Here is a 23,996-nt window from a genome sequence, read left to right on the forward strand (position 1 = left end):
ACAAACTAAATCAATAATCATGTCAAAAATAGTTGTATTAGGAGCTGGTATTTCAGGTCATGTAGCTGCTTCCCATTTACGAAGAAAGCTCTCAAAAGCGCATGAAGTAGTTGTGGTATCTCCCAATAGTAATTATCAATGGATCCCATCAAATATTTGGGTTGGAATTGGGAGAATGAAATCAAAAAAAATACTGTTCCCATTAGCCCCATTATATAAAAAGAAAGGTATTGATTTTAAGCAAGCAAAAGCAATAAGTTTTCACCCAGAAGGAGACCAAGAGGAAAGCAAACCATTTGTTATGGCTGAATATGTAACTGGTGACAAACAAGGAACCCAAGAAAAAGTTACCTATGATTACCTAATAAATGCAACAGGACCAAAACTTAATTTTGAAGCTACTAATGGTTTGGTTCCAGGAAAAAACAAAACCTATTCTGTTTGTACTTATACCCATGCAGAACAGGCTTGGGAAGGCTTGAACAATGTTATCCAAGAAATGAAACAGGGTAAAAAAGTGAAAATCTTGATTGGTACAGGTCATGCCAAAGCAACTTGCCAAGGTGCTGCCTTTGAATATATTTTAAATGTTGAACAGGAATTGCACCGTCATAAAGTTCGTGATATGGCTGAAATTACTTGGATATCAAATGAATATCAGCTAGCTGATTTTGGCATGGATGGTATGTTATTAAGTTATGGAAGTTTGACCATGAAATCCCATGAAATGGTTGAAATGGTTTTTGAAGACAGAGATATTAAATGGATTCTTGGAGCTGGAGTTAATAAAATTGAAGATGGTGTGGCACATTACGAAAATCTGGAAGGAGAATATAAAACCGAAACCTACGATTTTGCCATGCTTATCCCATCGTTTTCAGGTCATGGTTTTAAAGCATTCGATAAAAATAATAATGACATTACAGATAAGTTGTTTAAAGGATTCATGATTGTTGATGCCGACTATACACCAAGACCTTACGAAGAATGGACCGTTCAAGATTGGCCAGAAACCTATCAAAATCCTTCCTATAAAAACATTTTTGCTCCAGGCATTGCCTTTGCGCCACCACATAGCATATCTAAACCTAGAAAAAGTAAAAATGGCACTGAGATTTTTCCTGCACCGCCAAGAACTGGCATGCCATCTGGAATTACAGCAAAAGTAGTAGCAGACAATATCATAGATACCATAAAAAATGCTAAAGAATCCTTACATCATAAAGGATCAATGGGTAATATGGGTGCAGCTTGTATTGCTTCAGCTGGTTATGGGTTAACAACAGGAAGTGGTGTGAGTATTACAACCTTTCCTATTGTTCCAGATTATCATAAATACCCAAAAACCCAAGGAAGACATCTGGGAAAAACCTTTGGCTCTATAGGATTGGCAGGTCATTGGTTAAAATTAGCATTACATTATGCCTTTATATATAAAGCTAAAATGAAACCACTTTGGTGGTTGATTCCTGAATAAAGGGAATCAGACCTTGAAAAATGAGATTTCAGAACAGGAATCAAACTAGAAAAAAAGTTGATTCCTGAAAAGCTAAAGAAATGAATCTAGTTGTCAATAAAATATAAAATGAAATTATGAAAAGAATATCATCCATACAAAGATTTAAAATGACGAATCCAATAATACAACTTTTTAAATTTTTTATATTAAGTATTAAAGTATTGTTTATTGTAGCAGGTGGACATGGCGGTACAAGAAAAGCAAATCAACCTTCATGATTGGTTGATTTTTTTTAATTTAGGGTTTCCTCAGAAAGTTAAAATTTAAAGTTATAGATTTCGGCAAGCTTTACAAAATTTGTTATAAATAGAATGGCTTCAATCCAACTGTGAGATGTATTGCCAAGCTTAGCTTTAATATTGTTGAGTTCATAAGCTTGTTTGGCTTGCCCAAATTTCCTTTCTATTTGGCTTCTCTCATTATATTCTTCTTTCTGCTTCCCTTTTTGGGTCACATTTATTTTTTGGGGATTAGGCAAAAAGTTTGTGTAATCTAAAAAGGAAGAATGAGGTGTCAGTTACTCCTCTTAGATTAGCTCTAAAGAGTTTGATTTTAGCATTAAAAGATTCTACATTAGCATTTGTATTTCTGTTGTTAAAAAAGTTTAGGATGTTTTTAAAGTTAGCTTTAATAGTATTAGCCGCTGTATAGAAAGTTTTCAATTCATTATTATAGGTATCTTCTATCCATAAATTGAAGCCTTCCTGAGCCTTTAGTTTGTCAGTTATTTCATATAGATTTCTAAATTCTAAAGTATGCTTGTAAGCCTTTTGAAGATTTGGGTATTTTTTGAATAACAGTTTTGCACGTTTTTGTTGATTATCTGTCCATTGATTTGGTTTTTTAGCAATAATGTATCTACTTCTGCTCAGTAGTTGTTTGGGAGTATCTCCATTTGATAAGATTATAGGTTTATATTTTAACCCTTGTTTTTTAGCTTCTTGTATGGCTTTATTTTCTTTATCTAATTCTTTCCATCGTAGTTGTATTCTGATATGTTGTAGAGCTTCTGTAACTAACTTAACAACATGAAAGCGGTCTGTTACTAAGGTGCTTTCTGGAAAGGATAGTTTAGTGGCTAATTCTATGTTTTTAGCCATATCTAATGTAACTTCATTAACTTGTTTACGTGCTTCCAGAGGTAATTTTTCTAAAGTTTTAAGTAAGTCGCCAGAACGTGTCCCTTTAATACATGCAACTAAGGTTCCTTTTTTTGAACGCCCTGTTTTATTGGTTACAAAAGTATAGAGCTCTCCCTTGGATAGGCTTACTTCATCTATACTTAATTTACTGCCTATATTTTCAGGAAAAAGCATATAATCTTCGGCGTGAGCCTTTTGATCCCAATCCTTGAACCCACTGCTATACTTCTTGTAATGACGTCGAAGTTTATCGGCTGGTATGTAGTAATAACTAGCAATATTGCTAATGGTGTCTTCTCGGGTCTCGACCTGTATCTTTTAAAAAATCAGAAAGCTCATTAGTTAATTTAGAACCTTCTGCTATAAATGAATAATCACTTTTCAACTCCTGCTTCGTAATCTTGTGTCGCCATCTACGGCGCTTAATTATTAAATATACCGCTTTACCACGTATAGGAAAGTCTTGAATAGTTTTTGCCCTATAAAACCCTTTTGATTCATAATCCTTTTTGGAATAGCCTTTGGGTAATTCGTTTTTCTCTGTTAGATGTATTTGATAAATCATCCGTTTATGTGATATTTCTCCGAGTTCTTGTATTAAACCTAAGTCAAAATGATCTAATAATGCTTCTGGTAAAAATAGAGATAGATATTCTTTCATTTTTTTGCCACTAATATATGAAATCCCCATCTTTTACGTGTGTCCCTAAAGTTGTAACGTAAAGCTTAAAAGTATTATTCATAACTAAAATATTTATCTAATTCTTCTTCAGACGCACTGATGATTTCTGAATCTATCAGGCGATAGGTTAAGGTTTTCCAGTTTTTATCTTCTTTAAAAATACGTTTTAAAATAGGAACAGCTTTTTCTTTTTCACCAGCATTCCAAAGTGAAATGGCTTTCCAATAAGTAACTTCAATATTACCTTTCAGCAGTTCTTCAGCTTTAGAATAAGCTTCAAGTGCAGCTTCAATATCATCATCTTCTATGGCGAGATCGCCTTTATTCATCCAGTCATAACCGCGTTTGACTTTGAGCAGGCGTTCTAATTCTTTTATGGGATTTTTATGATCGTCAACCCGTAAATCTACCAATTTATCTTCCCAAGGATGTTCAACAAGCTCTGGACCAACCACAAGAAGTGTTGCAGATTGTTTTCCGCGAATGTCGCCACCGGCTTTTTGAGCAGCTTTTAAAACTTCAACCAATCGTTCAGCCAAAGGCAAATCATCGTGTTTCATAAATGCATATTGCATAGCTGGCACAACTTTGTCGTTAAGCATCATATTGGCTTGAACCGAAAAATTTTGGTGAGAAATATGACTTGCAGATTCAACACATTTTTCGCCAGTATGAGCTGCAGTATTACCATTTTTATCAACAAAAGCTACTTGCCGAAAAGCTTCGCCTTGATCCATTTTGATGAGTTTTTCTAAAGCTTCTTCAGCAGATAAGCCTTCTTGCATCAATTGAAGTCCGTTTGGCCCATAAGACGGATTGACAAAAGATTGCGTTGCCACAGCACCAACACCCGATTTTGCCCAGGCTACAACTGTTCCGACTGAAAACCAGTGACTTTGGACGGCAACGCCCATTTCTCCAGTTTTTTCATCCTTAGCAACGATTGAAAACGTGTGTGCAAATTGATCTTTATAAACTTGCTTTTGTGCGTAAAGTGAGTTGATAATTAAAGATAAACTCAAAATAATTATGTTTTTCATTTTTTATGATTTTTTTTAAATATATAAGTGACAGAGTTTTATTTATTTATAACATTTATATTTTTCGTTTTTTAGACATTACTCATTTTTAAGTTTCTTTAGTCGAGTTTGATACGATTGAAAATAATTTAGTTGGGTTTTTTTATCCATAAAAGAAGAAAAAGTTAATCTTTCTACTATATGAGTTTGGTTTAACATTGTATTCAATATATCGTTATAAACTTTTTCATTTATCTCTGCTTTTTCTGAAAGGACTTTAAATTGAAAGCTTACTTTACCTTGTGCTATTTTTTTTGGTAAAAGTCCATCCTCTAAAGCAAAATCATTATCATCAATATGTATCTTACTATTTAATAAATCATACGCAGGACTTAATTTAAAATCACCAAATGCAGTTTCAACAAGTGAAAAATTTTTAAAATGGGCATCACCGTTTGAAAATAAATAATTGAACATTAGAAGTTTCAAAAGCTTTGGAGCTTCGGTAAAGTAAGCAGGAACATATTTTTTTAAAAGCTGAAATAATTCAAAGTAATTACCTAAATATTTATAATGTTCACCGTGAGTTTGTGGAGTTCTTCCAGCAAGTGAAGCAAAATCTTCTTGGGCTATTTTAGAGCCGTCATCTTTCAAATCAAATCTTTTTGTAATGTAAGCAGGAGAGCCGTTTCTGAAAAATATTAGAGCATTTTCAGCAACATCAATTCCATAAGCTTGTCTTGCAATTTGCATTGTTAAATGCTCGTTAGCAGGCATAGATTCAGTTTTTTTTCCAACGCTCGGGATAGGTTTGAGAATATACTCACCTTGCTCTCCTTCTTGAGTTAATCTGAGTTTGTTTTTATCAAGCAATACAGAAAACTTCTCTTGCACACCAGAAATGGAAATACGTTTGCGGTTATCGTCAAATAATTGATCCGAATTGGGATTTGAAGCCGGTGAGTCGTAAGCTAATATATGATTGACTTTTTTTCCATTAAATACTTTTTTCAGGCACTTCCGGCTATATGTGCCATGACCTTTAGCTAATGTGCCAGGACAGTATTTGATGTCTTTTAAAATCATAGAATTAGTCTGTTTTAATAACTTTTATTGCACCAATAGTATCGTTTTTTGCTGTTGTAAGCAACAAACCAAAATAATCGTTCAAGTCTAATCTGTTCAACTTACAAACCACTTGCTTGTTAGAACCTTCTGGCAACATATTATAAAAAAAAGGAAACAAAAATTCTGAGTGATATTCTTGTTGAGTTTTTGGTAATGTTAAACTAATAGCTGGTTTTGTCTTATCATTCAACCATAAATCATCATACCTGAAAGTAAAAGAATCATCGTCGTGTTGAGTCAACATACCAGTGTGCTGATTTTTATAAAGTATTCTTGCCTTTCTCATCTATATTAGTTTTGACTTTTAAACAAATTTCTAAACCCAAGACATCAGCTAATTTTTGAATGGTCAGTAAAGTAGGATTACCTTTTCCACTTTCAAATTGTTTAATTGTTCTTAAACCAACTCCAGAAAGTTTCGCCAAATGATCTTGGTTAACCTTCAGATTTTCTCTACGTTTTTTTACAGTTTTAATTAATTCTTCAAAGTGCATAATATTGCTCTATTATTCGTAAAAATACAAAAATATTTAACATAAACTATAAAAAGAGCGTTTTATTGCACATTTAAATAAAATGTCAATTTAAACATTTATCACTCTAAAATTTTACTTCTTAAAGTGAATTATTCTTGAAAAAAATTAATCCAAAAATTATTTTATGTCAAAAGCCTTAGAAAATTTAAATGTTTTTAAGACACAAAAGCAAGCCATAAGTTAAAAACCTAAACTGTAATTATCTATATTTGCAACCCAAGATATGAATTTATGCCTTACAAACGAATACTCTTAAAACTCTCTGGCGAAGCATTGATGGGAAATCGTCAATATGGAATAGACCCTGAAAGACTGGCAGAATATGCTAAAGAAATAAAAAGTGCAGTTGATAAAGGGATTGAAGTGGCAATTGTTATTGGTGGTGGCAATATTTTCAGAGGAATTGCTGGTGCCAGCAAAGGTATGGATCGCGTTCAGGGCGACCATATGGGAATGTTGGCTACGGTTATCAATGGCTTGGCTTTGCAAAGTGCTTGTGAAGACCACGGCATACAAACCCGTTTACAGTCGGCTATAAAAATTAACGAAGTCGCTGAGCCTTTTATTCGAAGAAAAGCAATGCGACATTTAGAAAAAGGCCGTGTAGTTATTTTTGGTGGTGGTACAGGTAATCCTTATTTTACAACAGATTCTGCTGCCGTTTTAAGAGCGATTGAAATTGAAGCAGACGTTATTTTGAAAGGCACTCGCGTTGACGGTATTTATACAGCAGACCCAGAAAAAGATAAAGCGGCAACAAAATTTGACTTCATCACTTTTGATGATGTGCTTAGAAAGGGATTAAAAGTGATGGATACCACTGCTTTTACCTTAAGTCAAGAAAACGAATTGCCCATTATTGTATTTGATATGAATATAAAAGGAAATTTGCTTAAAGTCGTTTCCGGTGAAAAAATAGGCACAAAAGTCAATTTATAAATTTATTAAAAATTAAATTATGAACGAAGATTTAGACTTTATATTAGATTCTACAAAAGAAGATATGGAAAAATCCATAACTCACTTAAAGAAACAGTTGCAAAACATTAGAGCTGGAAAAGCAAATCCAACTATGCTATCAACGGTGATGGTTGAATATTACGGCACAATGACACCGCTTAATCAAGTGAGCAACATCAACACGCCAGATGCAAGGACATTGTCTATTCAACCTTTTGAGAAATCTCTTATTCAAGAAATTGAAAAAGGAATTATGAACGCCAATTTAGGTTTTAACCCGATGAACAATGGAGACAATGTGATCATCAACGTGCCGCCATTAACCGAAGAACGCCGTAAACAACTGTCTAAACAAGCCAAAGCAGAAGCCGAAGAAGCTAAAATTGGTGTGAGAAATGACCGTAGAAATGCACTTCACGAATTGAAAGGCATTGATATATCTGAAGACGAGATGAAAGATGCCGAAGATGAAATTCAAAAAATTACGGATAACTTTATTCAAAAAATTGACCAAATCTTTGAAGCCAAAGAAAAGGAAATAATGACGGTATAAAATCGTCTTAAATCATATTTGCTCTTGTATGTTAGATTAGTGTTTGCGATATTATTGCAATGCTGTTTGTTGTCTAAGCTTATAGCACAAGAAACCGTTTCTGTCAATTTAGTCAATCAAAATGCTGAACCCGTTGCTTTTGCAGTTGCTATCACATCAGATACGGTTGTGTTTTCAAATCCTTTGGGGCAATTGAGTTTTGATAAACAGCCTAAAAATTTGAAGATTTATGCTTTGGGTTATCAACCTGAAACATTAGAGCACTTTCAATTGCAAGTTACTTTACAAAAATCAGAAGTCAATCAAAACAACGCTGACCAGATTATTGCTGAAGTTTTTGAAAATGACAGCACCAACAATCCTTTCAAAAGTTTAGACAAAATAGCATTTAAACGCTACAACCGCACTTTGATTAAAAGAGATAGTATTCGAAATTCGACATCCAATGAAAATTTGTTTTCTGAACGCACTTCAGAATTTTTAATCGACCAGCATAAAATCAGAGAACGCATTATAGCTCAAAAAAATCAAGGTTTTGACAAGCCTGTGCTTAAAATATTAAGTCATAGAATGCACGATATCAATTGGTATGACAAAGATTATGTCATTTTTGAAATTGATTATGCTTCGCCTTTACATCCTGATAATTTGAGAGCTTATCGTTATGAATTGATCCATAAAACTGAAAAATTTTATTACATCAAATTTAGTCCGAAACTCAACAATACGGATCGGCTTTTACAAGGCGTGATGCAGATTGACAATAATTACGCTTTATCAAAAATTTACGTCAATAAAAACGATGAAATAAAATTGAATTTACATCAAAATTTTCAAAAAAACTCTGCCAAAAACCTTTGGTTAACTCAAGAAATATTGGTTGAAATGACACCAGGAGAAGGTGGCAAATCTGTGAGTCTTTTTGGAACTAATGTTGATATAGGAACGCTTCATAGCCGAAGCATTGCCAAAGACGATCAAAACAATCAGCTTTTTTCAAAATCTATATTTTATAACTATAATTTTGAGCCTGACGAGCTGGATACCGAAAATTATGATATTCTGGTAGAAGACAACGCTCACAAACGCGATACACAATATTGGGAATCACACAGAAAATTACCTTTAACTCCAAAAGACAGTCTGTTTTTTAAAGGTACTGCTCAAACATTAAAACGCCAAAATACCATTTCGAGAATTAAAAAACTCGAAAATGTTAATGATGGTTTTTTTCCGATTTTTAAATGGAAAACCGACTTAAAAACATTGATTAAGATTAATAATTTTGAAGGTTTGCGTTTAGGTATTGGTGGTTTGACTAACGAAGAATTTTCAGACCAATTTAGAGTTGGTGGCTATGTCGCTTACGGCACAAAAGACAAGAAAATTAAATTTGGTATCAATACAGGTTTTTTGCTTGACAGAGATACCAATACATGGCTAAATGCTGAATACACAGATGATGTGAGAGAAGTAGGTAGCAATATTTATCTTACTGATGAACGCGTGTATTCTTTGTTTGAACCGAGATTAGTTAACATCATTTTTTTCTACAAGGAAAAAACCACTTCATTAAGTCTTCAAAGACGATTAAGTCCAAAACTATTATCTGAATTTAAAATTGCATACGATAGAATTTTTCAAACAGAAAACTATGCCTTTCTTAATGGCAATATTGCTATACAATCTTATGATTTGACTCGAGCAATGGTGAGTTTAAGATGGTCGCCACGAAGTCGATTTTTAAAATTTGATAACAACTTCATCAATGTCAAAGAACAATATCCTGTTATTTCAGGACAAGTAGAACAGTATTTTGGTAGCACTTTTGGTGGCGATTTAAGTTTTACCAAACTCAATTTAAAAGGTCAATACATTTATGAGCATTTAAACAATAGCTACACAGAATTTGTCTTAGAAGGAAATTATGCCTTTGGTGATGTGCCACTTACGCATTCTTTTCACGCTTATCCAAATGCACCTAACGATGACAAAATTTTAGGTCGGTTTTCTGTAGCAGGTGTTAAGAGTTTTGAAACCATGTTTTTTAGTGAATTTTTTAGCACACGTTTGGCTAGTTTACACATTAAACATACTTTAGCACCTTTTAAAATATCCGATACTTTCAGACCTGAAATGGTTTTGATTTCAAGACACGCCATAGGTGATTTTAGCAACCAAGAGAAACATCTCGGTGTAGATTTTAACACTTTAGACAAAGGATATTCAGAAGCTGGCATAGAGCTCAATAAAATATTTTGGGGCTTTGGTTTGAGCTTTGCTTACCGTTATGGTGCATACCATTTGCCAAACTTTGATGATAATATTGCTTTTAAATTTACATTTAATCTAAAGCTTTAATTGATGTCTTGCCATTTAATATTTTTGGTTTTATACCTTTGTCATTTTTTAAGCTTTCAAGCAGATGCAAAAACTTTTTAGTTTTAGGTTTTGGAATACCATAGCTGGGACAATTCTTCGTAACAGAATTGTGTTTATTACTTTGATAATCGGCGTTTCTGCCTTTTTGATTACTCAGTGGAAATACATTGGCTTTTCTTTTACTGAAGCCAATTTGCTACCCGATAAGCATCCGATGAATCTTGAATACCAATCTTTTTTAGAAAAATTTGGAGATGAAGGCAACATTATTGTTATTGCCACTCAAGACTCAGCACTGTTCACGCCAAAAAAATTCAAAGAATGGGATCAACTTTCTGACACCATTAGGCAGTTTAGTGAAATTAAGAGTGTGATTGATATCACAGACCTTCAAAATCTTAAAAAGTTTTCTGAACCGAAAAGATTTGAGTTTCAAAAAATTCTTAAAACTAAAAATTACACTAAAGAAAACTTAGATGATTTTAAACATTTTGTATTTGACTCATTGCCATTTTATGAAGGTTTGGTGTATAATTCAAAGACGAAGACTATTCAAACCGCGGTTTATCTTGAAGACTCTATCGTAAACACTAAAATCAGAAAAGATTTTGTGCTTGAGAAATTTGTGCCGTTAATAAAAAATTTTTCAGAAAACACTGATATCAAAGTTTATGTGTCTGGTATGCCTTATGTGCGAACTCTTAACGCTCAAAATATAGTTGATGAGATCAAGTGGTTTGTCATAGCAGCACTATTGGTCACTTCTTTTATTTTTTATTTTTTCTTTCGTTCGTTTCGAGCCACTTTCATTTCAATGTTAACGGTCATCATCGGTGTGATTTGGGCGTTTGGATTTATTGGTTTAATGCGTTATGAAATCACAGTGTTAACCGCCATTATTCCGCCATTAATTATTGTGATTGGCATACCCAATTGTATATTTCTCATCAATAAATACCAACAAGAAATCAAGCGACACGGCAACCAAGCCAAATCGCTTCAACGCGTCATTGCTAAAATTGGAAATGCCACTTTGATGACCAACGTGACCACAGCTTCGGGTTTTGCTACTTTTATTTTTACACAGAGTGAATTGCTAAAAGAATTTGGCGTAGTTGCATCTATCAATATCATATCTATTTTTATTTTGAGTTTGCTGATCATCCCAATTATTTATAGTTATATGGCACCGCCAAAAGACAAACATCTTAAACATTTGGGTAAAAAATGGATAGAAGGATTTGTCAATTGGATAGAGTTTATGGTGCGTCATAGACGCATTACGATTTACTTTACAGCAATTGGGTTTATGATAATGAGTTTTATAGGTATTTATTTTATAAAAGTTTCGGGAAGCTTGCTTGAAGATATGCCACAAAAAGCTGAATTTATAAAAGACGTCCGTTTTTTTGAACAAGAGTTCAACGGTATCATGCCTTTAGAATTTTTAATTGATACAAAGCGAGAAAACGGCGTTTCTAAACTTTCAACCTTAAAACGCATAGACCGATTAGGACAAGCTTTAGAAGAATTTCCTGAATTGTCAAAATCACTATCTGTAGTCAATATAGCTAAATACGCTAAACAGGCTTTTTATAACGGCAAACCTAAATATTACCAATTGCCAACACGACAAGAGCAAAATTTTATGTTGCCATATTTTAAAAACTTTCAATCAAACGGCAATCTCAACGCTTATGTTGATTCTACTGGTCAATATGCACGGTTGACGGTGTTTATGAAAGATATTGGCACCGATAGGATGGAACAAATCGAAGCCCAAATCTATCCCAAAATCCAAAAAATATTTCCAGAAGATCGCTACAACGTCAGTATGACAGGTAAAGCTTTAACTTTTCAGAAAGGCACAGACTATTTGGTGAAAAATCTTGTCGTGTCTTTGTCGCTTGCAGTTTTGCTTATCGCCATATTTATGGCTTGGATGTTTAGATCGTTTAGAATGATTTTAATCTCACTTATTCCAAATATTTTACCACTTTTAATGACGGCAGGAATGATGGGATTTCTTAATATTCCAATCAAACCTTCTACGATTTTGGTATTTAGTATTGCTTTTGGAATAAGCGTAGATGACACTATACATTTTCTCGCTAAATATCGACAAGAACTCAAAGCCAGAAATTGGAAAATTAAACGCTCGGTTTATTCAGCACTCAGAGAAACCACAGTGAGTATGTTTTATACTTCAATTGTTCTGTATTTTGGATTTTCGGTGTTTATGATAAGCAGTTTTGGTGGCACTGTTGCTTTAGGTGGCTTAGTCTCGGCTACTTTGTTGTTTGCTATGCTTTCTAATTTATTGCTTTTGCCTTCTTTACTCTTGTCTTTAGAACGCAATATTGCCAACAAGGAAACATTGAAAGAGCCACATATTAATGTGATAGAAAGTGAAGAAGATTGAAATTTTATTAAATTTGAAGTAAATCAGAATTATGTTTACAGAAATTGTAGAAAATTTTCAGTTAAAAAAGTCATTTGATTTATTTGAAGATGAAACCAAAACTATATGTTCTACAATTTATATTGACGGAATACCTATTAAAAAATATACAAACGAGTTTTGGACAGCCAAACAAAGACAAGCTAATAGCATACATGAAGTGTCCTACAGAGCGTGTTTTAAACCTCAACTGCCCAAGTTTTTTATTGAAAACTTAACCTATAAAGGTGATTTTGTTTATGACCCATTTTTAGGACGAGGAACCACTGCAATTGAAGCCGCTTTACTGGGAAGAAACATAATAGGTAATGATGTTAATCCTTTAAGTCAAATTTTTACAGAATCAAGATTGCAAATACCTAATCTTCAGGAGCTTGAGATGTATTTAAACAAAATAGATTTAGAGAAAGACATAGACACTAACTATTATTTAGACATGTTCTTTCATAAAAAAACTCTTAAAGAATTGTGTAATTTAAGAGCTTTTATTTTAGAAAAAGAAAGCCAACAAACTTTAAATAAATATGATAAATGGATCAGGATGGTTGCTACCAACCGATTGACTGGGCATTCTAAAGGTTTCTTTTCAGTTTATACCATGCCACCAAATCAGGCTGTTTCAAGAGAAAGACAAATAAAAATAAATGATAAAAAACAACAAACACCAGATTATAGGAATGCTAAACAAATCATTCTAAAAAAATCAAAATCTTTGCTTAGAGATTTAAACCAACATCAAATACAAAATCTTAATTTAGCTTCCAAAAAAGCAGTTTTTTTAAATAAAGATGCTTCTCAAACTTACGAAATACCAGAAAATAAAGTATCTTTAACAGTAACTTCACCACCATTTTTGGATGTTATACAATATGCAAAAGACAATTGGATGCGAGCTTGGTTTAATGGTATTGACTATAATGAAGTTGAGAGAAAGATTACCATGTCTAAAAAAATTGAAGATTGGTGTGATAAAATGCAAAATGTTTTTCATGAACTTTACAGAATTACAAAACCTGGAGGTCATGTTGCTTTTGAAGTTGGAGAAATTAGAAATGGAAAGATAAGATTAGATGAATACGTCGTTCCTCTCGGCATAAAAGCGAATTTCAGACCCGTTTGTATATTAATAAACGAACAGGTTTTTACTAAAACCGCAAACATTTGGGGCGTTGACAATAACTCTAAAGGTACTAATTCTAATCGTGTAGTAATTTTTAAAAAATAAATATGGCTTCGATTGAATTAAAAAAACCTATAACCGAAATGTTAAAACCCTTGGATGAAGTTGAATTTAGTCCTGTTGTTGAAAGCATAACAGGCTATAAAGTAAAAAAATTCAATCATGAGGACAAAAATGATAAAATCTTGTTAGTAAACCTTGTTAAAGTTGCTGATTTAGTGTTAGAAATGGTAAATAAAATAGGTATTGATAGTAACAGAGCAAATGAAGTAGGAAATAAAATTGAACCTTTTGTTAAAGAAGCTCTTATAAAAATTGGCTATCAAGCTGATACTCCAATTACGCAGAGTGGAATAAAACAATCTACGGGTTATCCTGATATATCCTTTTATGATGATAATGAGAGGTTAAATTATTTAGAGTGCAAAACTTACAATATCAATAATTTGAATACATCTCAAAGATCATTTTGCCTATCACCATCCAATAATCCAAAGATTACAGAACTTGCTCATCATTTTGGTATTTCATTTGAAATTATTAAAGAAAATGAAAAATTTTTTGCTAAAAGCTGGAAAATATTAGACTTATATAACTTAAAATTAAAAATAAAGTATGAGTTTAATGCATCAAATAGAACCTTGTATTCTAAAGATTTAATATTGGCTGAAAGATAATATTAGTATGAAACAATATCACGACTTGATTAAACACGTTTTAGAAAACGGCACTGACAAAGGAGACCGAACTGGCACAGGCACAAGAAGTGTTTTTGGCTATCAAATGCGTTTCAATTTAAACGAAGGTTTTCCTTTAGTGACCACTAAAAAAATCCATTTAAAGTCCATAATTCACGAATTATTGTGGTTTATCAAAGGCGATACCAATATTAAGTATCTTCAAGACAATGGCGTGCGAATTTGGAACGAATGGGCTGATGAAAACGGAGATTTAGGCCCAGTTTACGGTCATCAATGGCGCAACTGGAATAGCGAAAGCATCGATCAACTTTCAGAAGTTATCCAAAGCATTAATAACAATCCTAACAGCCGCCGGATGATAGTTTCAGCTTGGAATCCGAGTGTTTTGCCTGATACATCAAAAAGCTTTGCAGACAACGTAGCTAATGGCAAAGCCGCTTTACCGCCATGTCATGCATTTTTTCAATTTTATGTAGCCGAAAGAAAATTGTCTTGCCAACTTTATCAACGCAGTGCTGATATTTTTCTTGGCGTGCCTTTTAATATCGCGTCTTATGCACTTTTAACTATGATGATTGCACAGGTTTGCGATTTAGGTTACGGCGATTTTATACATACTTTTGGCGATGCCCATATTTATCAAAACCATTTTGAGCAAGTCAAGTTGCAACTTTCAAGAGATTTTAGACCATTGCCAGAGATGAAAATCAATCCAGAGGTAAACTCTATTTTTGATTTTACATTTGAAGATTTTGAGTTGATAAACTATAATCCACATCCGCATATTAAAGGAAAAGTTGCTGTTTAAAATTTATATTTAAATTTATCTGCAAATTTTATAACATGAGATATGATGTTGCAGTCATAGGTAGTGGTCCATCTGGAGCGAGTGCTGCTTTTCACGCTGCAAAATTAGGTTTGAAAACCATTATTATCGAAAAGGAAACTTTACCCCGCTACAAAACTTGTGGTGGTGGTTTTGTGTTTCGGGGTCGTAAAAATCTGCCTTTTGACATCTCTGAAGTCGTAGAAAGAGAATTTGTTGATATTGACATAGCCTTTGCTGGTAAGAATCTTAGTTTTAAAACCAAAAGAGACAAGCCAATTATTACGATGATTATGCGGGATTCCTTTGATCATCTCATAGTAAAAAAAGCTCAAGAATTTGGAGTTGAACTATTACAAACTGAAGCTTTAAAAGAATTGAAATGTGGTGAAATAGCAACATTAAAAACCTCAACTAAAGAAATTCAAGCCAAGTTTGTCATTGCAGCAGATGGGGCGTTAAGCCCAACCGCTAAACTATCTAACTGGCAAGAAACCCGTATGATGTGTCCAGCACTTGAATATGAATTAGAAGTCAGCGATGAAGATTTTGAGCGTTTATCTCATTCTGCACGATTTGATATTGATGTTGTACCTTTAGGTTATGGTTGGTGTTTTCCTAAAAAAAATCACTTATCGGTTGGTGTGGGTAATTTTATGAAAACCAAAAAGAATCCAAAACTCCGTGAAAATTACCATCAGTATGTTGATTTTATTGGTATCAAAAACATTATCTCGTCTTCTGCTCACGGTTTTATTATCCCTATTAGCCCTCGAAAAGATGGATTTGTCAAGCAAAATGTTTTTCTCATTGGTGATGCTGCTGGTTTTGCCGATCCTGTTACTGCAGAAGGGATTTCCAATGCTATTTACAGTGGTAAAATTGTTGCTAAGGCTATTGCAGAAAGCAATTTAGACCTAAGACAAGCAGAGAAGAACTACCATGACAAACTCGATGAAAAACTACTTCCAGAATTAAAAACAGGCGTAAAGTTGGCTAAATTATTTTATGAAAATAAAACCCTCAGAAATTTAATGCTTAAACAATTTGGTCAACATCTCGCTGACGCCATGACCGATGTTTTTATGGGCGAACGCACTTATCCGCATGATTATAAAAAGAGTATTCAGAAACGCTTGAAAAAGATTGTGTTTTAGTTTTATAGGGGTTTTACAAAATTTAAGAAGTTTGCACTAATCGTTTCTAAAATAGCTGTTTTTCTTATGATTGATAACCTAATTTTTGTCTCACACGAGCTAAAACTTCGTTTGCTACAACTCTAGCTTTTGCTTCACCTGCTTGTAAGGTTTCTTCAATTTTCTCTGGATTTTGGATTAAATGTTGAAAGGTTTCTCTTTCGGTTTTAAATCTGTCTTTAATTTCTTCAAACAAAGCTGTCTTTGCATGACCGTATCCAAAACCGCCGTTAAGATAATTGGCTTTCATTTCAGAGATTTTATCATCTGAAGCAATGCATTTATAGAGATTAAAAACAATACAAGTATCAGGATCTTTAGGTTCTTCTAATGGTGTGCTGTCCGTTTTAATACTCATAATGGTTTTGCGAAGCTTTTTATCATTGTCAAAAATATTGATGATATTTTGTTTTGATTTACTCATTTTTTCGCCATCTGTTCCAATAATGAGTTGAGTGTTTTTTTGTATTTTGGGCTGAGGTAATACAAATGTTTCACCAAGTTTAGCATGAAAACGCTGTGCGACGTCTCTCGTCATTTCAATGTGTTGCAATTGGTCTTTACCAACGGGAACAATATCGGCATCATATAGCAAAATATCAGCAGCCATCAACATAGGATAGGTAAACAACCCAGAATTGACATCTTCAAGCCGATCTGATTTGTCTTTAAAAGAGTGGGCTAAAGTCAAGCGTTGATAGGGAAAAAAACAGTTGAGATACCAAGTCAATTCAGTAACTTGTGCCACTTGGCTTTGTCTGTAAAACACTGTTTTTTCTGGGTTAAGACCAAAAGCCAACCAAGTTGCTGCGGTGTGTAAAGTATTATTTTTTAGAGTTTTGGCATCTTTTATTTGGGTGAGCGAATGTAAATCGGCTATAAATAAAAAAGAGTCATTTTTAGGGTTGTTTGCCATTTCAATGGCAGGTAAAATTGCCCCGAGAAGATTGCCGAGATGTGGAGTTCCTGTACTTTGTATTCCAGTTAAAATACGTGACATAAAAATCAATTTTTTTCAAAGATAAATCTTTTGTTTATCTGTATCTAAGGATTTATGTAATTTTGGACTTGATGAAAATTTTGTTTAACATATTGAGATTGTTTTGGCGCATTTGGTTTTATGTGCTGATGCTTTTTAGTATTATTATTCTCTTTCCTTTTTTATTGATTTCAACTTTAAGGGAAGAATGGTATGGATTCTTTTTTAAAGTAGCAAAGACATGGGCGGTTATCAATTTATTTGGAATGGGTTTTATACCCAAAGTTCAGTTTTTAGAGACAATGGAAAAAGACAAAAGTTATTTATTGGTATCAAATCACACTAGTATGATAGATATTATGATGATGTTGTATGTTTCTAAAAATCCTTTTGTGTTTGTTGGCAAAAAAGAATTAGCAAAATATCCATTGTTTGGTTTTTTTTATAAACGCACTTGTATTTTGGTTGATAGGCAAGATAGCAAAAGTCGCCATGCGGTTTTTCAACAAGCAAAAGAGCGTTTAGAAAAGGGCTTGAGTGTTTGTATTTTTCCTGAAGGTGGCGTGCCAGATGATATGTCTATTGTTTTAGACAGGTTTAAAGATGGTGCGTTTCGCTTGGCTATCAATCATCAAATTCCCATTGTACCGATTGTTTTTTATGATAATAAAGCTAAATTTTCTTATAAATTTTTTAGTGGCAAACCGGGTGTTTTACGTGCTAAAGTTTTAGAGTTTATAGAGACACAAGGATTTAGTATTCAAGATAAAAGATTGCTTAATCAAAAGGTTAGGCAAACTATATTAAAAGAACTTCAAAACAAAAAACCCTGCCAAAGTTGACAGGGTTTAAAGCAATATGTTACAGATTGGCTTAACTCATCTATTTAAAAATTATAGCTAACAGAGAAATTCCAAGTTGTACCAAAACCCCAATTAACAGAGTTTCTATAATCTACTCCTTGATAAGTGTTTTCAGTATTACTATCAGTATGGATGTTTGTTAATGATTCAGAGATATATTCTTCATCAAAAATATTGTTAACGTTTAATCTGAGAAATAAATCTGATTTGTCAAATGAAAAGCGATAATCTATTCCAGCGTCAACTACGGTATAGTTTGGAAGCTCAACTGCACCTTTGTTATCTGGATTTAAAAATTCTTGGTCATTTGGTGAAAAATCTGCATATAAATTATCAAAATATCTCAAACCAGCATCAACACCTAAAGCATTGGTTATTTCATAATCTACCATTAGAGCAGCAGTGGTCTGAGCGGCATTACCAACTTTAACATCCTCGAGATACAAAGTAGATGAGGCTTCAGGAACAAAATTATTATTTTCATCAAATACTCTTGATTCTACATTATCTTTATATCTCCAATCACCAACTGAAAGCATACCTGACACCATTAAATCTGTGATGGGTTTATAAAAAACTTCTAATTCAACACCTTGGTGCAATTGTTCAACATTTGAAAATTGAGCTGTACCAGACTGACCATTTAAGAAATCAAAACTCGTGGTGAAAAATCTATCACTCCACAAAGTGTTGTATAGGTTTAAATTGATTTTTAATTCAGATGTAGTATAACCATAACCAACTTCAAATGACGTGATAGTTTCATTTTCAGCATCTTGATTTACTTCATTTGCAAAGTTTGGAAAAATAGCATCAAAAAATGGTTGACGTGATATATAACCAGCATTAAAGAAAACATTATGCACATCATCAATATTGTAATTTGCACCACCTTTGACGTAACCACCTAATTTATTTTCGTCATCGCTAACGATATTATTTGGTTCATCAAAGTAGTCTTCTCTTTGATAGTTTTGGTTTGAAATACCATATTGAATAATAGCCGAATATTTGTTGTCTTTTTTATATTCAAATTTTCCGTTGAAACCTGACCATTTGACTATACCAACGTTGTAATAATCAATTTTATCATATTTAAGACCAGTGTCTTTAAATGGTTTTGCATCAATAGTTTCGGTGATAATTAAACCCTCGCTAAGATTTTGATTGCCTGTGCTAAAATATCCGTCCAAACCTAACAAATCGTTAACCACTCTATAGTGAAACCCTTCGTAATATCTTAAATCTACTCCAGCTCCAATAGTCCAATTACCAGTTTCATATTTCAATTTAGAAATAGCACCGTACCAGTTATGAGAGTTCATTGAAGATCTTCTAATAGCTACATTGCTATTCACGCCATTATCATTATAGCCATTTGAACCTAAAATTAATCCTTCATAAGGCGAACCTTGTACTTGATAAGGCGTGCCAGCTTTGTTATTAGCCACAACAGCATCAAAATCGATAATACCTTCATTTGTTCTAAAATCTGTATTTCCATCCTGCATAAATGCGGTTAAATCTTGTCCAAAAGGATTAATACCAAAATTTCTACCTCTTGGACCAGTTCCACCACCACGACCCCAAGAGCCGTAAAGTGCTGTGGCTAAAGATAGTTTGTCATTGATATCCCAATCCCAGTTTAAAGTAGCGATTGGTTTATTGTAAAAATTGCGTCTGAATGAGTATTCTTCGCCGTTCAAATATCCCCAATCTATATTAAATTTTCTAAAGTCATCGCCTCCAAAATTAAAGTAATCTCTAAGGCTTATCCTAGAAGTTCTTTGGTGATGCCATTGTCCAGCACCAGTAAAGGTTATGTTTATAGCATGATCGCTATCTACTGGTGCGTAGCCAACAGAACCAAAATAGGTATAGCCTTCTCCTTTGGTGCCATCAATATAACCATCACCTTCCCAGCGACTGATTAGTAAGCTTGCTGCCCAGCCATTTTTACCCAAACCAGTATTATAAGACGCAAGTGTTTTTAAATAGCTATCATTACCAACTAAAGTTTGAATTCTTCCACCAGCTTGCTTTTCAGTTGATTTGGTCACAATGTTTACAGTACCACCTACAGAAGGTATAGCTAAGTTAGTTGCTCCTAAACCACGTTGAACTTGAACACCAGCAGCAACATCTGCTAAGCCTAACCAGTTTGACCAATAAACAATACCATTTTCCATATCATTTACAGGTTGTCCGTTGATAATTACAGAAGTATTAACTTGATTAAATCCTCTAACCGTCATACGTGAATCTCCAAAACCACCGCCTTGTTTAGTAACATAAACAGAAGGGGTTTGTTCTAGAATTTCTGGAAATTCTTGATTTCCTATTTTTTCTTGTATGTAGCTTGATCTTACCGTAGAAACAGCTACTGGGGTTTCGCGTTCAAGTGCCACATCAAGGACATCTCTTCCTACTAATACTATTTCGTCTAATTGATTTCCTGGATTAAGCCTTATCTCACCAAGATTAATTATTTGTGTATCAGAAAAATTAAATTCAATTTCTTTACTTTCGTAACCAACGTAAGATATAAGTATAACACCTTGATTTAAATCGGTTGTAAGAGTAAAATTACCATCAAAATCGGTCATAGAGCCAATTTCAGTTCCTTTAATCAACACATCTGCTCCTGCAAGCGGTTGATTGTAACCATTGTCTATTACTTTTCCAGTAATTGTTCCTTGTGCAATTGCACCAACTCCGCAGAGTAAAAATAATCCGAGTAATAATTTTTTCATGATTTGAAAGTTTTTTTAAATTCATTACAAAAGAAGTCTAAACATATCTGAAAAAAATTATCTCATTTTTAATAAAATGTTAGGATAGGCTTATGAAAATAGAGTAAATTGGTTAAACAATTGTTATTGCTCAAAGTTTGAATTCCTATGTATTTGATTAAGTTTATCTAAGGTTTTAAACTAAAGTTAGGAATGTAAATAGATTTTACATTCAGTTAATATAACGTGAGTTCGATATAAATTCCAATAAAATATATTCATATAAAATACAGATATTTAATCATTTGTCATCTCGATAGAGCGAAGCATGAGCGACGAGACATCTCAGTAGGATAAGATTTCTCCTCATTCTTCGTTCGAAATGGCAAAATTTGCTTACAAAAAGATATAATCATCTGATTTACAGCTTTCAATAAATCGAACTCAGGTTAATATAGGAAAATTATTATGCAATTTTAATGTTGAGATTTGCTATGCTGCATCTTATGGGGAAACAATAACACAATTTAAAAATGCAAAAACGCATCTTCAAGGTGTTCAATTCTGGTGCCGAGTTTATTTTTAATAATTCCGATTATATCAAACCTCACTTCGTAGTCTAAATGTCTTTCATTAACAAAATGGTCAACAGCCTCAACAAGGCGTTTCATTTGAGCAGGTTTTACAAACTCTTGTGGATTGCCAAATTCTGGCGTGCTTCTGGTTTTGACTTCTACGGCTACCAAAGTTTCGTTTTTTAGAGCAATAATGTCAACTTCGGCTTTTTGAAATCGGTAGTTTTTAGCTAAAATCTCATAGCCTTTATCTTTAAGAAGTTTTAAAGCCAAACTTTCGCCAGCTTTACCAAGTTGATTGTGCTCTGCCATGTGTTAATATTCTATAGAGATTTTATTGTTTTTTACATTAAGATTTATTTTAGCCCCTAAAGTTAATGCAATATTCTCAAACTGATGTCCGGCTGGGCAATTGTAAGCTATTGGGATTTTCAAATCTTTTGTGTAATGCTCTATTATTTCATAAGCTGTTTTTCCGAAAGGCGTAGAGTTGTCATTCATATCAGTCATTCCGCCTATGATAAGGCCTTTTAGTTGCTTGAGTAAACCTTGCCTGCTCAAGCTCAACATCATTCGATCTATGTGATAGAGATATTCATCTAAATCTTCAAGAAATAAAATTTTATCTTTAAAACTCGGTACAGATTCAGAGCCTAAAACCGAGTATAATACCGATAAGTTTCCACCAATAAGTTGACCTTGGGCTTGACCAGATTGAGATTTGAATTTTGATTTATAGTAAATATTAAAAGGATTTTTAAACAAGCTTTGCTTTAAACTTTTATGAGTTTTTTTAGACTTATTTTCAATATCTACTGGCATCTGAGCGTGAAGACTGCAGAGGCCTATATTTTGAAGATGTAAATGCAAAGCCGTAACATCAGAATAGCCAATGATCCATTTGGGATTTTTAAGCAATGGCGTAAAATCTATTTGGTCAATAATTCTGGCTGTACCATAACCGCCTTTAGCACACCAAATGGCTTTTATTTCAGGGTTGTTAATTTGTTGTTGTAAGTCAGCCGCTCTTTCATCATCGGTTCCACCAAACTGATGATGTTTTAAGCCAATTGTTTGCCCCAAAACAGGTTGAAGTTGCCAAGATTTAAGAATATTTAGAGCATGTTTTAAATCTTTTTTATCAACGGCTCTTGCAGTACAAATTATGGCGACTTTGTCCAGCGATTTTAATAAATTTGGTCTCTGCATAATTCTACTTGAAAATTGATATTTTTTGAGTTAAGATGTTTTAAAAATAAACTCTGTAAAACATTAAAGTAAAATTAATCATTAATCTATGCTTTTACTAAATTTGCCAATTAATTTACACCATAAATTTTTGGCATGTTAGAAGTAAAAGACATCAAAACGCATCGTGAAGCATTTGAAAAAGCTTTAAAAAAGAGAAATTTTGAAACCAATTCTCTTTTTACTCAGGTTTAAGATTTAGATAAAAAAAAGCGTTCAGCACAAACTGGGTTAAGCAATTAATCTCTACTAACTTCTAAAATCTCAAATTCTAATTTTCCGTTTGGGACGGTAACTTTAGCAATTTCACCAGCTTTTTTACCGAGTAAACCTTTACCAATAGGGGAGTCCACAGATATTTTACCAGATTTTAAATCAGCTTCACTCTGTGCTACGAGTTTGTAGGTCAAAGTTTGGTTATTGGCTTTGTTTTTTATTTTTACATTACTATGAATCAAAACTTTAGAGGTGTCAAGCTGAGATTCGTCAATCACACGGGCGTTGGCTACGATTTCTTCTAATTTGGCGATTTGCATTTCAAGCATGCCTTGAGCTTCTTTAGCGGCATCATATTCTGCATTCTCACTCAAGTCGCCTTTATCCCTAGCATCAGCTATGGCTTGCGAAGCTTTTGGTCGCTCAACATCTCTGAGTTGGTCTAACTCTTTCTTTAGTTTTTTCAATCCTTCTTCAGTATAATACGAAATCTTACTCATATGCGTTATATTTATATGAAAAACAAAAATCCCGAATACAACGGGATTGAACTTACAAAAGTAGTAAATTTGCGAATATTAAAAAAATAAACCTTAAATTTTATGAATCTTAAACTTATGTTGTCAATTTTTATCACTTGTGTTGGACTACAGGCTTGTAGTGATGATAATGCTAGACAAAATAATCCGAACTTATTGAATGTTCAGTTTGATATTATTTTAAATTTAACTTTACCTCAATTTAGTCCGCTTAACTTTACTGGCAATGCCGTATATGTTGGTGGACAAGGCATTGGAAATGATGGTATTATTGTAGTTAACACCGGGAGCGGATTTTTAGCTTGGGATGCTTCTGACCCCAATGAAATTCCTAGCAACTGCACTAGACTTCAAATTGATGGTTTATCTGCAGTATCGACTTGTCAAAATCCAAATTCATATAGTTTGATTACAGGTCAACCCCTTGACGATGGTCTGTCTTTTGCTTTGATGAATTATCAGCTTAATGCTAATGGTGATAGTATTCGAGTTTTTAACTAAAAATTTGGTTTCAATTTGATTTTTTAATCACAGACATTATTTATATTTGCAAAAAATT

Annotated in this window: 23 protein-coding genes; 11 read left to right on the forward strand and 12 right to left on the reverse strand. The window is 33.3% G+C overall.

Annotated features, from left to right (window positions below; genetic code table 11):
* Positions 1 to 19 precede the first annotated feature (19 nt).
* Positions 20 to 1,477, forward strand: a complete 1,458-nt coding sequence (locus tag ACSSV5_RS02655) for an NAD(P)/FAD-dependent oxidoreductase (RefSeq protein WP_454244658.1) — start codon at positions 20 to 22, stop codon at positions 1,475 to 1,477.
* Between the two features lie 298 nt (positions 1,478 to 1,775).
* Here ACSSV5_RS02655 and ACSSV5_RS02660 read toward each other — a convergent pair whose 3' ends face one another.
* The 7 genes from ACSSV5_RS02660 to ACSSV5_RS02690 all read right to left on the reverse strand — a co-directional run bounded on the left by ACSSV5_RS02660 (position 1,776) and on the right by ACSSV5_RS02690 (position 5,984).
* Positions 1,776 to 1,997 (reverse strand): transposase, encoded by a 222-nt coding sequence (locus ACSSV5_RS02660; RefSeq protein ID WP_454244659.1) that lies wholly within the window; start codon positions 1,995 to 1,997, stop codon positions 1,776 to 1,778.
* Positions 1,990 to 2,976, reverse strand: a complete 987-nt coding sequence (locus ACSSV5_RS02665) for an ISAon1 family transposase (RefSeq protein ID WP_454244756.1) — start codon at positions 2,974 to 2,976, stop codon at positions 1,990 to 1,992. Before ACSSV5_RS02665 ends, ACSSV5_RS02660 begins: the two co-directional genes overlap by 8 nt.
* Positions 2,945 to 3,322 carry an ISAon1 family transposase N-terminal region protein gene (locus tag ACSSV5_RS02670; RefSeq protein ID WP_454244660.1) on the reverse strand — a complete coding sequence of 126 codons (378 nt, stop codon included), beginning with the start codon at positions 3,320 to 3,322 and terminating at the stop codon, positions 2,945 to 2,947. Before ACSSV5_RS02670 ends, ACSSV5_RS02665 begins: the two co-directional genes overlap by 32 nt.
* A gap of 74 nt (positions 3,323 to 3,396) precedes the next feature.
* On the reverse strand, positions 3,397 to 4,383 hold the full coding sequence (locus tag ACSSV5_RS02675; protein ID WP_454244661.1) for a DUF1028 domain-containing protein: 987 nt from the start codon (positions 4,381 to 4,383) through the stop codon (positions 3,397 to 3,399).
* 78 nt (positions 4,384 to 4,461) lie between these two features.
* Complete coding sequence (locus tag ACSSV5_RS02680; RefSeq protein WP_211064679.1) at positions 4,462 to 5,448, reverse strand: type II toxin-antitoxin system HipA family toxin; 987 nt, start codon at positions 5,446 to 5,448, stop codon at positions 4,462 to 4,464.
* Positions 5,449 to 5,452: 4 nt separating this feature from the next.
* Complete coding sequence (locus ACSSV5_RS02685; protein WP_211064678.1) at positions 5,453 to 5,776, reverse strand: HipA N-terminal domain-containing protein; 324 nt, start codon at positions 5,774 to 5,776, stop codon at positions 5,453 to 5,455.
* Positions 5,751 to 5,984, reverse strand: a complete 234-nt coding sequence (locus tag ACSSV5_RS02690; protein ID WP_211064677.1) for a helix-turn-helix domain-containing protein — start codon at positions 5,982 to 5,984, stop codon at positions 5,751 to 5,753. Before ACSSV5_RS02690 ends, ACSSV5_RS02685 begins: the two co-directional genes overlap by 26 nt.
* 273 nt (positions 5,985 to 6,257) lie before the next feature.
* Between ACSSV5_RS02690 and pyrH the strand changes: the two genes are divergently transcribed.
* The 8 genes from pyrH to ACSSV5_RS02730 all read left to right on the forward strand — a co-directional run bounded on the left by pyrH (position 6,258) and on the right by ACSSV5_RS02730 (position 16,246).
* The gene (gene pyrH, locus ACSSV5_RS02695; protein ID WP_454244662.1) at positions 6,258 to 6,965 is read left to right on the forward strand and encodes a UMP kinase; all 708 of its coding nucleotides are present in this window, start codon (positions 6,258 to 6,260) and stop codon (positions 6,963 to 6,965) included.
* Positions 6,966 to 6,984: 19 nt separating this feature from the next.
* Positions 6,985 to 7,539, forward strand: coding sequence for a ribosome recycling factor (frr, locus tag ACSSV5_RS02700; protein ID WP_211064675.1), 555 nt, complete (start codon positions 6,985 to 6,987; stop codon positions 7,537 to 7,539).
* A 69-nt stretch (positions 7,540 to 7,608) separates the two neighbouring features.
* Positions 7,609 to 9,900, forward strand: a complete 2,292-nt coding sequence (locus tag ACSSV5_RS02705) for a DUF5686 family protein (protein ID WP_454244663.1) — start codon at positions 7,609 to 7,611, stop codon at positions 9,898 to 9,900.
* A gap of 64 nt (positions 9,901 to 9,964) precedes the next feature.
* On the forward strand, positions 9,965 to 12,343 hold the full coding sequence (locus ACSSV5_RS02710; RefSeq protein ID WP_454244664.1) for an efflux RND transporter permease subunit: 2,379 nt from the start codon (positions 9,965 to 9,967) through the stop codon (positions 12,341 to 12,343).
* 31 nt (positions 12,344 to 12,374) lie between these two features.
* Positions 12,375 to 13,607, forward strand: a complete 1,233-nt coding sequence (locus ACSSV5_RS02715; RefSeq protein ID WP_454244665.1) for a DNA methyltransferase — start codon at positions 12,375 to 12,377, stop codon at positions 13,605 to 13,607.
* Positions 13,608 to 13,609: 2 nt separating this feature from the next.
* Entirely contained in the window at positions 13,610 to 14,239 is a 630-nt protein-coding gene (locus ACSSV5_RS02720; RefSeq protein WP_211064671.1) for a hypothetical protein, read from the forward strand.
* A gap of 7 nt (positions 14,240 to 14,246) precedes the next feature.
* Complete coding sequence (locus ACSSV5_RS02725; protein ID WP_454244666.1) at positions 14,247 to 15,071, forward strand: thymidylate synthase; 825 nt, start codon at positions 14,247 to 14,249, stop codon at positions 15,069 to 15,071.
* Between the two features lie 35 nt (positions 15,072 to 15,106).
* The gene (locus ACSSV5_RS02730) at positions 15,107 to 16,246 is read left to right on the forward strand and encodes a geranylgeranyl reductase family protein (protein WP_454244667.1); all 1,140 of its coding nucleotides are present in this window, start codon (positions 15,107 to 15,109) and stop codon (positions 16,244 to 16,246) included.
* A gap of 64 nt (positions 16,247 to 16,310) precedes the next feature.
* Here ACSSV5_RS02730 and trpS read toward each other — a convergent pair whose 3' ends face one another.
* Positions 16,311 to 17,285, reverse strand: a complete 975-nt coding sequence (gene trpS, locus ACSSV5_RS02735; protein ID WP_454244668.1) for a tryptophan--tRNA ligase — start codon at positions 17,283 to 17,285, stop codon at positions 16,311 to 16,313.
* A gap of 71 nt (positions 17,286 to 17,356) precedes the next feature.
* Here trpS and ACSSV5_RS02740 point away from each other — a divergent pair, with 71 nt between their 5' ends.
* The gene (locus ACSSV5_RS02740; protein ID WP_454244669.1) at positions 17,357 to 18,106 is read left to right on the forward strand and encodes a lysophospholipid acyltransferase family protein; all 750 of its coding nucleotides are present in this window, start codon (positions 17,357 to 17,359) and stop codon (positions 18,104 to 18,106) included.
* Positions 18,107 to 18,150: 44 nt separating this feature from the next.
* Here ACSSV5_RS02740 and ACSSV5_RS02745 read toward each other — a convergent pair whose 3' ends face one another.
* The 4 genes from ACSSV5_RS02745 to greA all read right to left on the reverse strand — a co-directional run bounded on the left by ACSSV5_RS02745 (position 18,151) and on the right by greA (position 23,398).
* Entirely contained in the window at positions 18,151 to 20,880 is a 2,730-nt protein-coding gene (locus ACSSV5_RS02745) for a TonB-dependent receptor (RefSeq protein ID WP_454244670.1), read from the reverse strand.
* 506 nt (positions 20,881 to 21,386) lie between these two features.
* A complete protein-coding gene (locus ACSSV5_RS02750) occupies positions 21,387 to 21,746 on the reverse strand; it encodes a YraN family protein (RefSeq protein WP_211064666.1) in 360 nt (119 codons plus the stop codon).
* Positions 21,747 to 21,749: 3 nt separating this feature from the next.
* Complete coding sequence (locus ACSSV5_RS02755) at positions 21,750 to 22,643, reverse strand: S66 peptidase family protein (RefSeq protein ID WP_454244671.1); 894 nt, start codon at positions 22,641 to 22,643, stop codon at positions 21,750 to 21,752.
* Between the two features lie 278 nt (positions 22,644 to 22,921).
* The gene (gene greA / locus ACSSV5_RS02760) at positions 22,922 to 23,398 is read right to left on the reverse strand and encodes a transcription elongation factor GreA (RefSeq protein WP_454244672.1); all 477 of its coding nucleotides are present in this window, start codon (positions 23,396 to 23,398) and stop codon (positions 22,922 to 22,924) included.
* Positions 23,399 to 23,500: 102 nt separating this feature from the next.
* Between greA and ACSSV5_RS02765 the strand changes: the two genes are divergently transcribed.
* Positions 23,501 to 23,938, forward strand: coding sequence for a hypothetical protein (locus ACSSV5_RS02765; protein WP_247653461.1), 438 nt, complete (start codon positions 23,501 to 23,503; stop codon positions 23,936 to 23,938).
* The last annotated feature ends 58 nt before the right edge of the window (positions 23,939 to 23,996 follow it).

It is taken from the genome of Psychroflexus sp. MBR-150, assembly GCF_053628795.1.

Coding starts and splice junctions, on each gene's coding strand:
- ACSSV5_RS02655 (WP_454244658.1), top strand. CDS start 20: ATGTCAAAAATAGTTGTATTAGGAGCTGGTATTTCAGGTCATGTAGCT.
- pyrH (WP_454244662.1), top strand. CDS start 6,258: ATGCCTTACAAACGAATACTCTTAAAACTCTCTGGCGAAGCATTGATG.
- trpS (WP_454244668.1), bottom strand. CDS start 17,285: ATGTCACGTATTTTAACTGGAATACAAAGTACAGGAACTCCACATCTC.
- ACSSV5_RS02765 (WP_247653461.1), top strand. CDS start 23,501: ATGAATCTTAAACTTATGTTGTCAATTTTTATCACTTGTGTTGGACTA.
- ACSSV5_RS02710 (WP_454244664.1), top strand. CDS start 9,965: ATGCAAAAACTTTTTAGTTTTAGGTTTTGGAATACCATAGCTGGGACA.
- ACSSV5_RS02725 (WP_454244666.1), top strand. CDS start 14,247: ATGAAACAATATCACGACTTGATTAAACACGTTTTAGAAAACGGCACT.
- ACSSV5_RS02680 (WP_211064679.1), bottom strand. CDS start 5,448: ATGATTTTAAAAGACATCAAATACTGTCCTGGCACATTAGCTAAAGGT.
- ACSSV5_RS02690 (WP_211064677.1), bottom strand. CDS start 5,984: ATGCACTTTGAAGAATTAATTAAAACTGTAAAAAAACGTAGAGAAAAT.
- ACSSV5_RS02675 (WP_454244661.1), bottom strand. CDS start 4,383: ATGAAAAACATAATTATTTTGAGTTTATCTTTAATTATCAACTCACTT.
- ACSSV5_RS02750 (WP_211064666.1), bottom strand. CDS start 21,746: ATGGCAGAGCACAATCAACTTGGTAAAGCTGGCGAAAGTTTGGCTTTA.
- ACSSV5_RS02720 (WP_211064671.1), top strand. CDS start 13,610: ATGGCTTCGATTGAATTAAAAAAACCTATAACCGAAATGTTAAAACCC.
- frr (WP_211064675.1), top strand. CDS start 6,985: ATGAACGAAGATTTAGACTTTATATTAGATTCTACAAAAGAAGATATG.
- ACSSV5_RS02755 (WP_454244671.1), bottom strand. CDS start 22,643: ATGCAGAGACCAAATTTATTAAAATCGCTGGACAAAGTCGCCATAATT.
- ACSSV5_RS02745 (WP_454244670.1), bottom strand. CDS start 20,880: ATGAAAAAATTATTACTCGGATTATTTTTACTCTGCGGAGTTGGTGCA.
- ACSSV5_RS02685 (WP_211064678.1), bottom strand. CDS start 5,776: ATGAGAAAGGCAAGAATACTTTATAAAAATCAGCACACTGGTATGTTG.
- ACSSV5_RS02740 (WP_454244669.1), top strand. CDS start 17,357: ATGAAAATTTTGTTTAACATATTGAGATTGTTTTGGCGCATTTGGTTT.
- ACSSV5_RS02730 (WP_454244667.1), top strand. CDS start 15,107: ATGAGATATGATGTTGCAGTCATAGGTAGTGGTCCATCTGGAGCGAGT.
- ACSSV5_RS02715 (WP_454244665.1), top strand. CDS start 12,375: ATGTTTACAGAAATTGTAGAAAATTTTCAGTTAAAAAAGTCATTTGAT.
- greA (WP_454244672.1), bottom strand. CDS start 23,398: ATGAGTAAGATTTCGTATTATACTGAAGAAGGATTGAAAAAACTAAAG.
- ACSSV5_RS02670 (WP_454244660.1), bottom strand. CDS start 3,322: ATGAAAGAATATCTATCTCTATTTTTACCAGAAGCATTATTAGATCAT.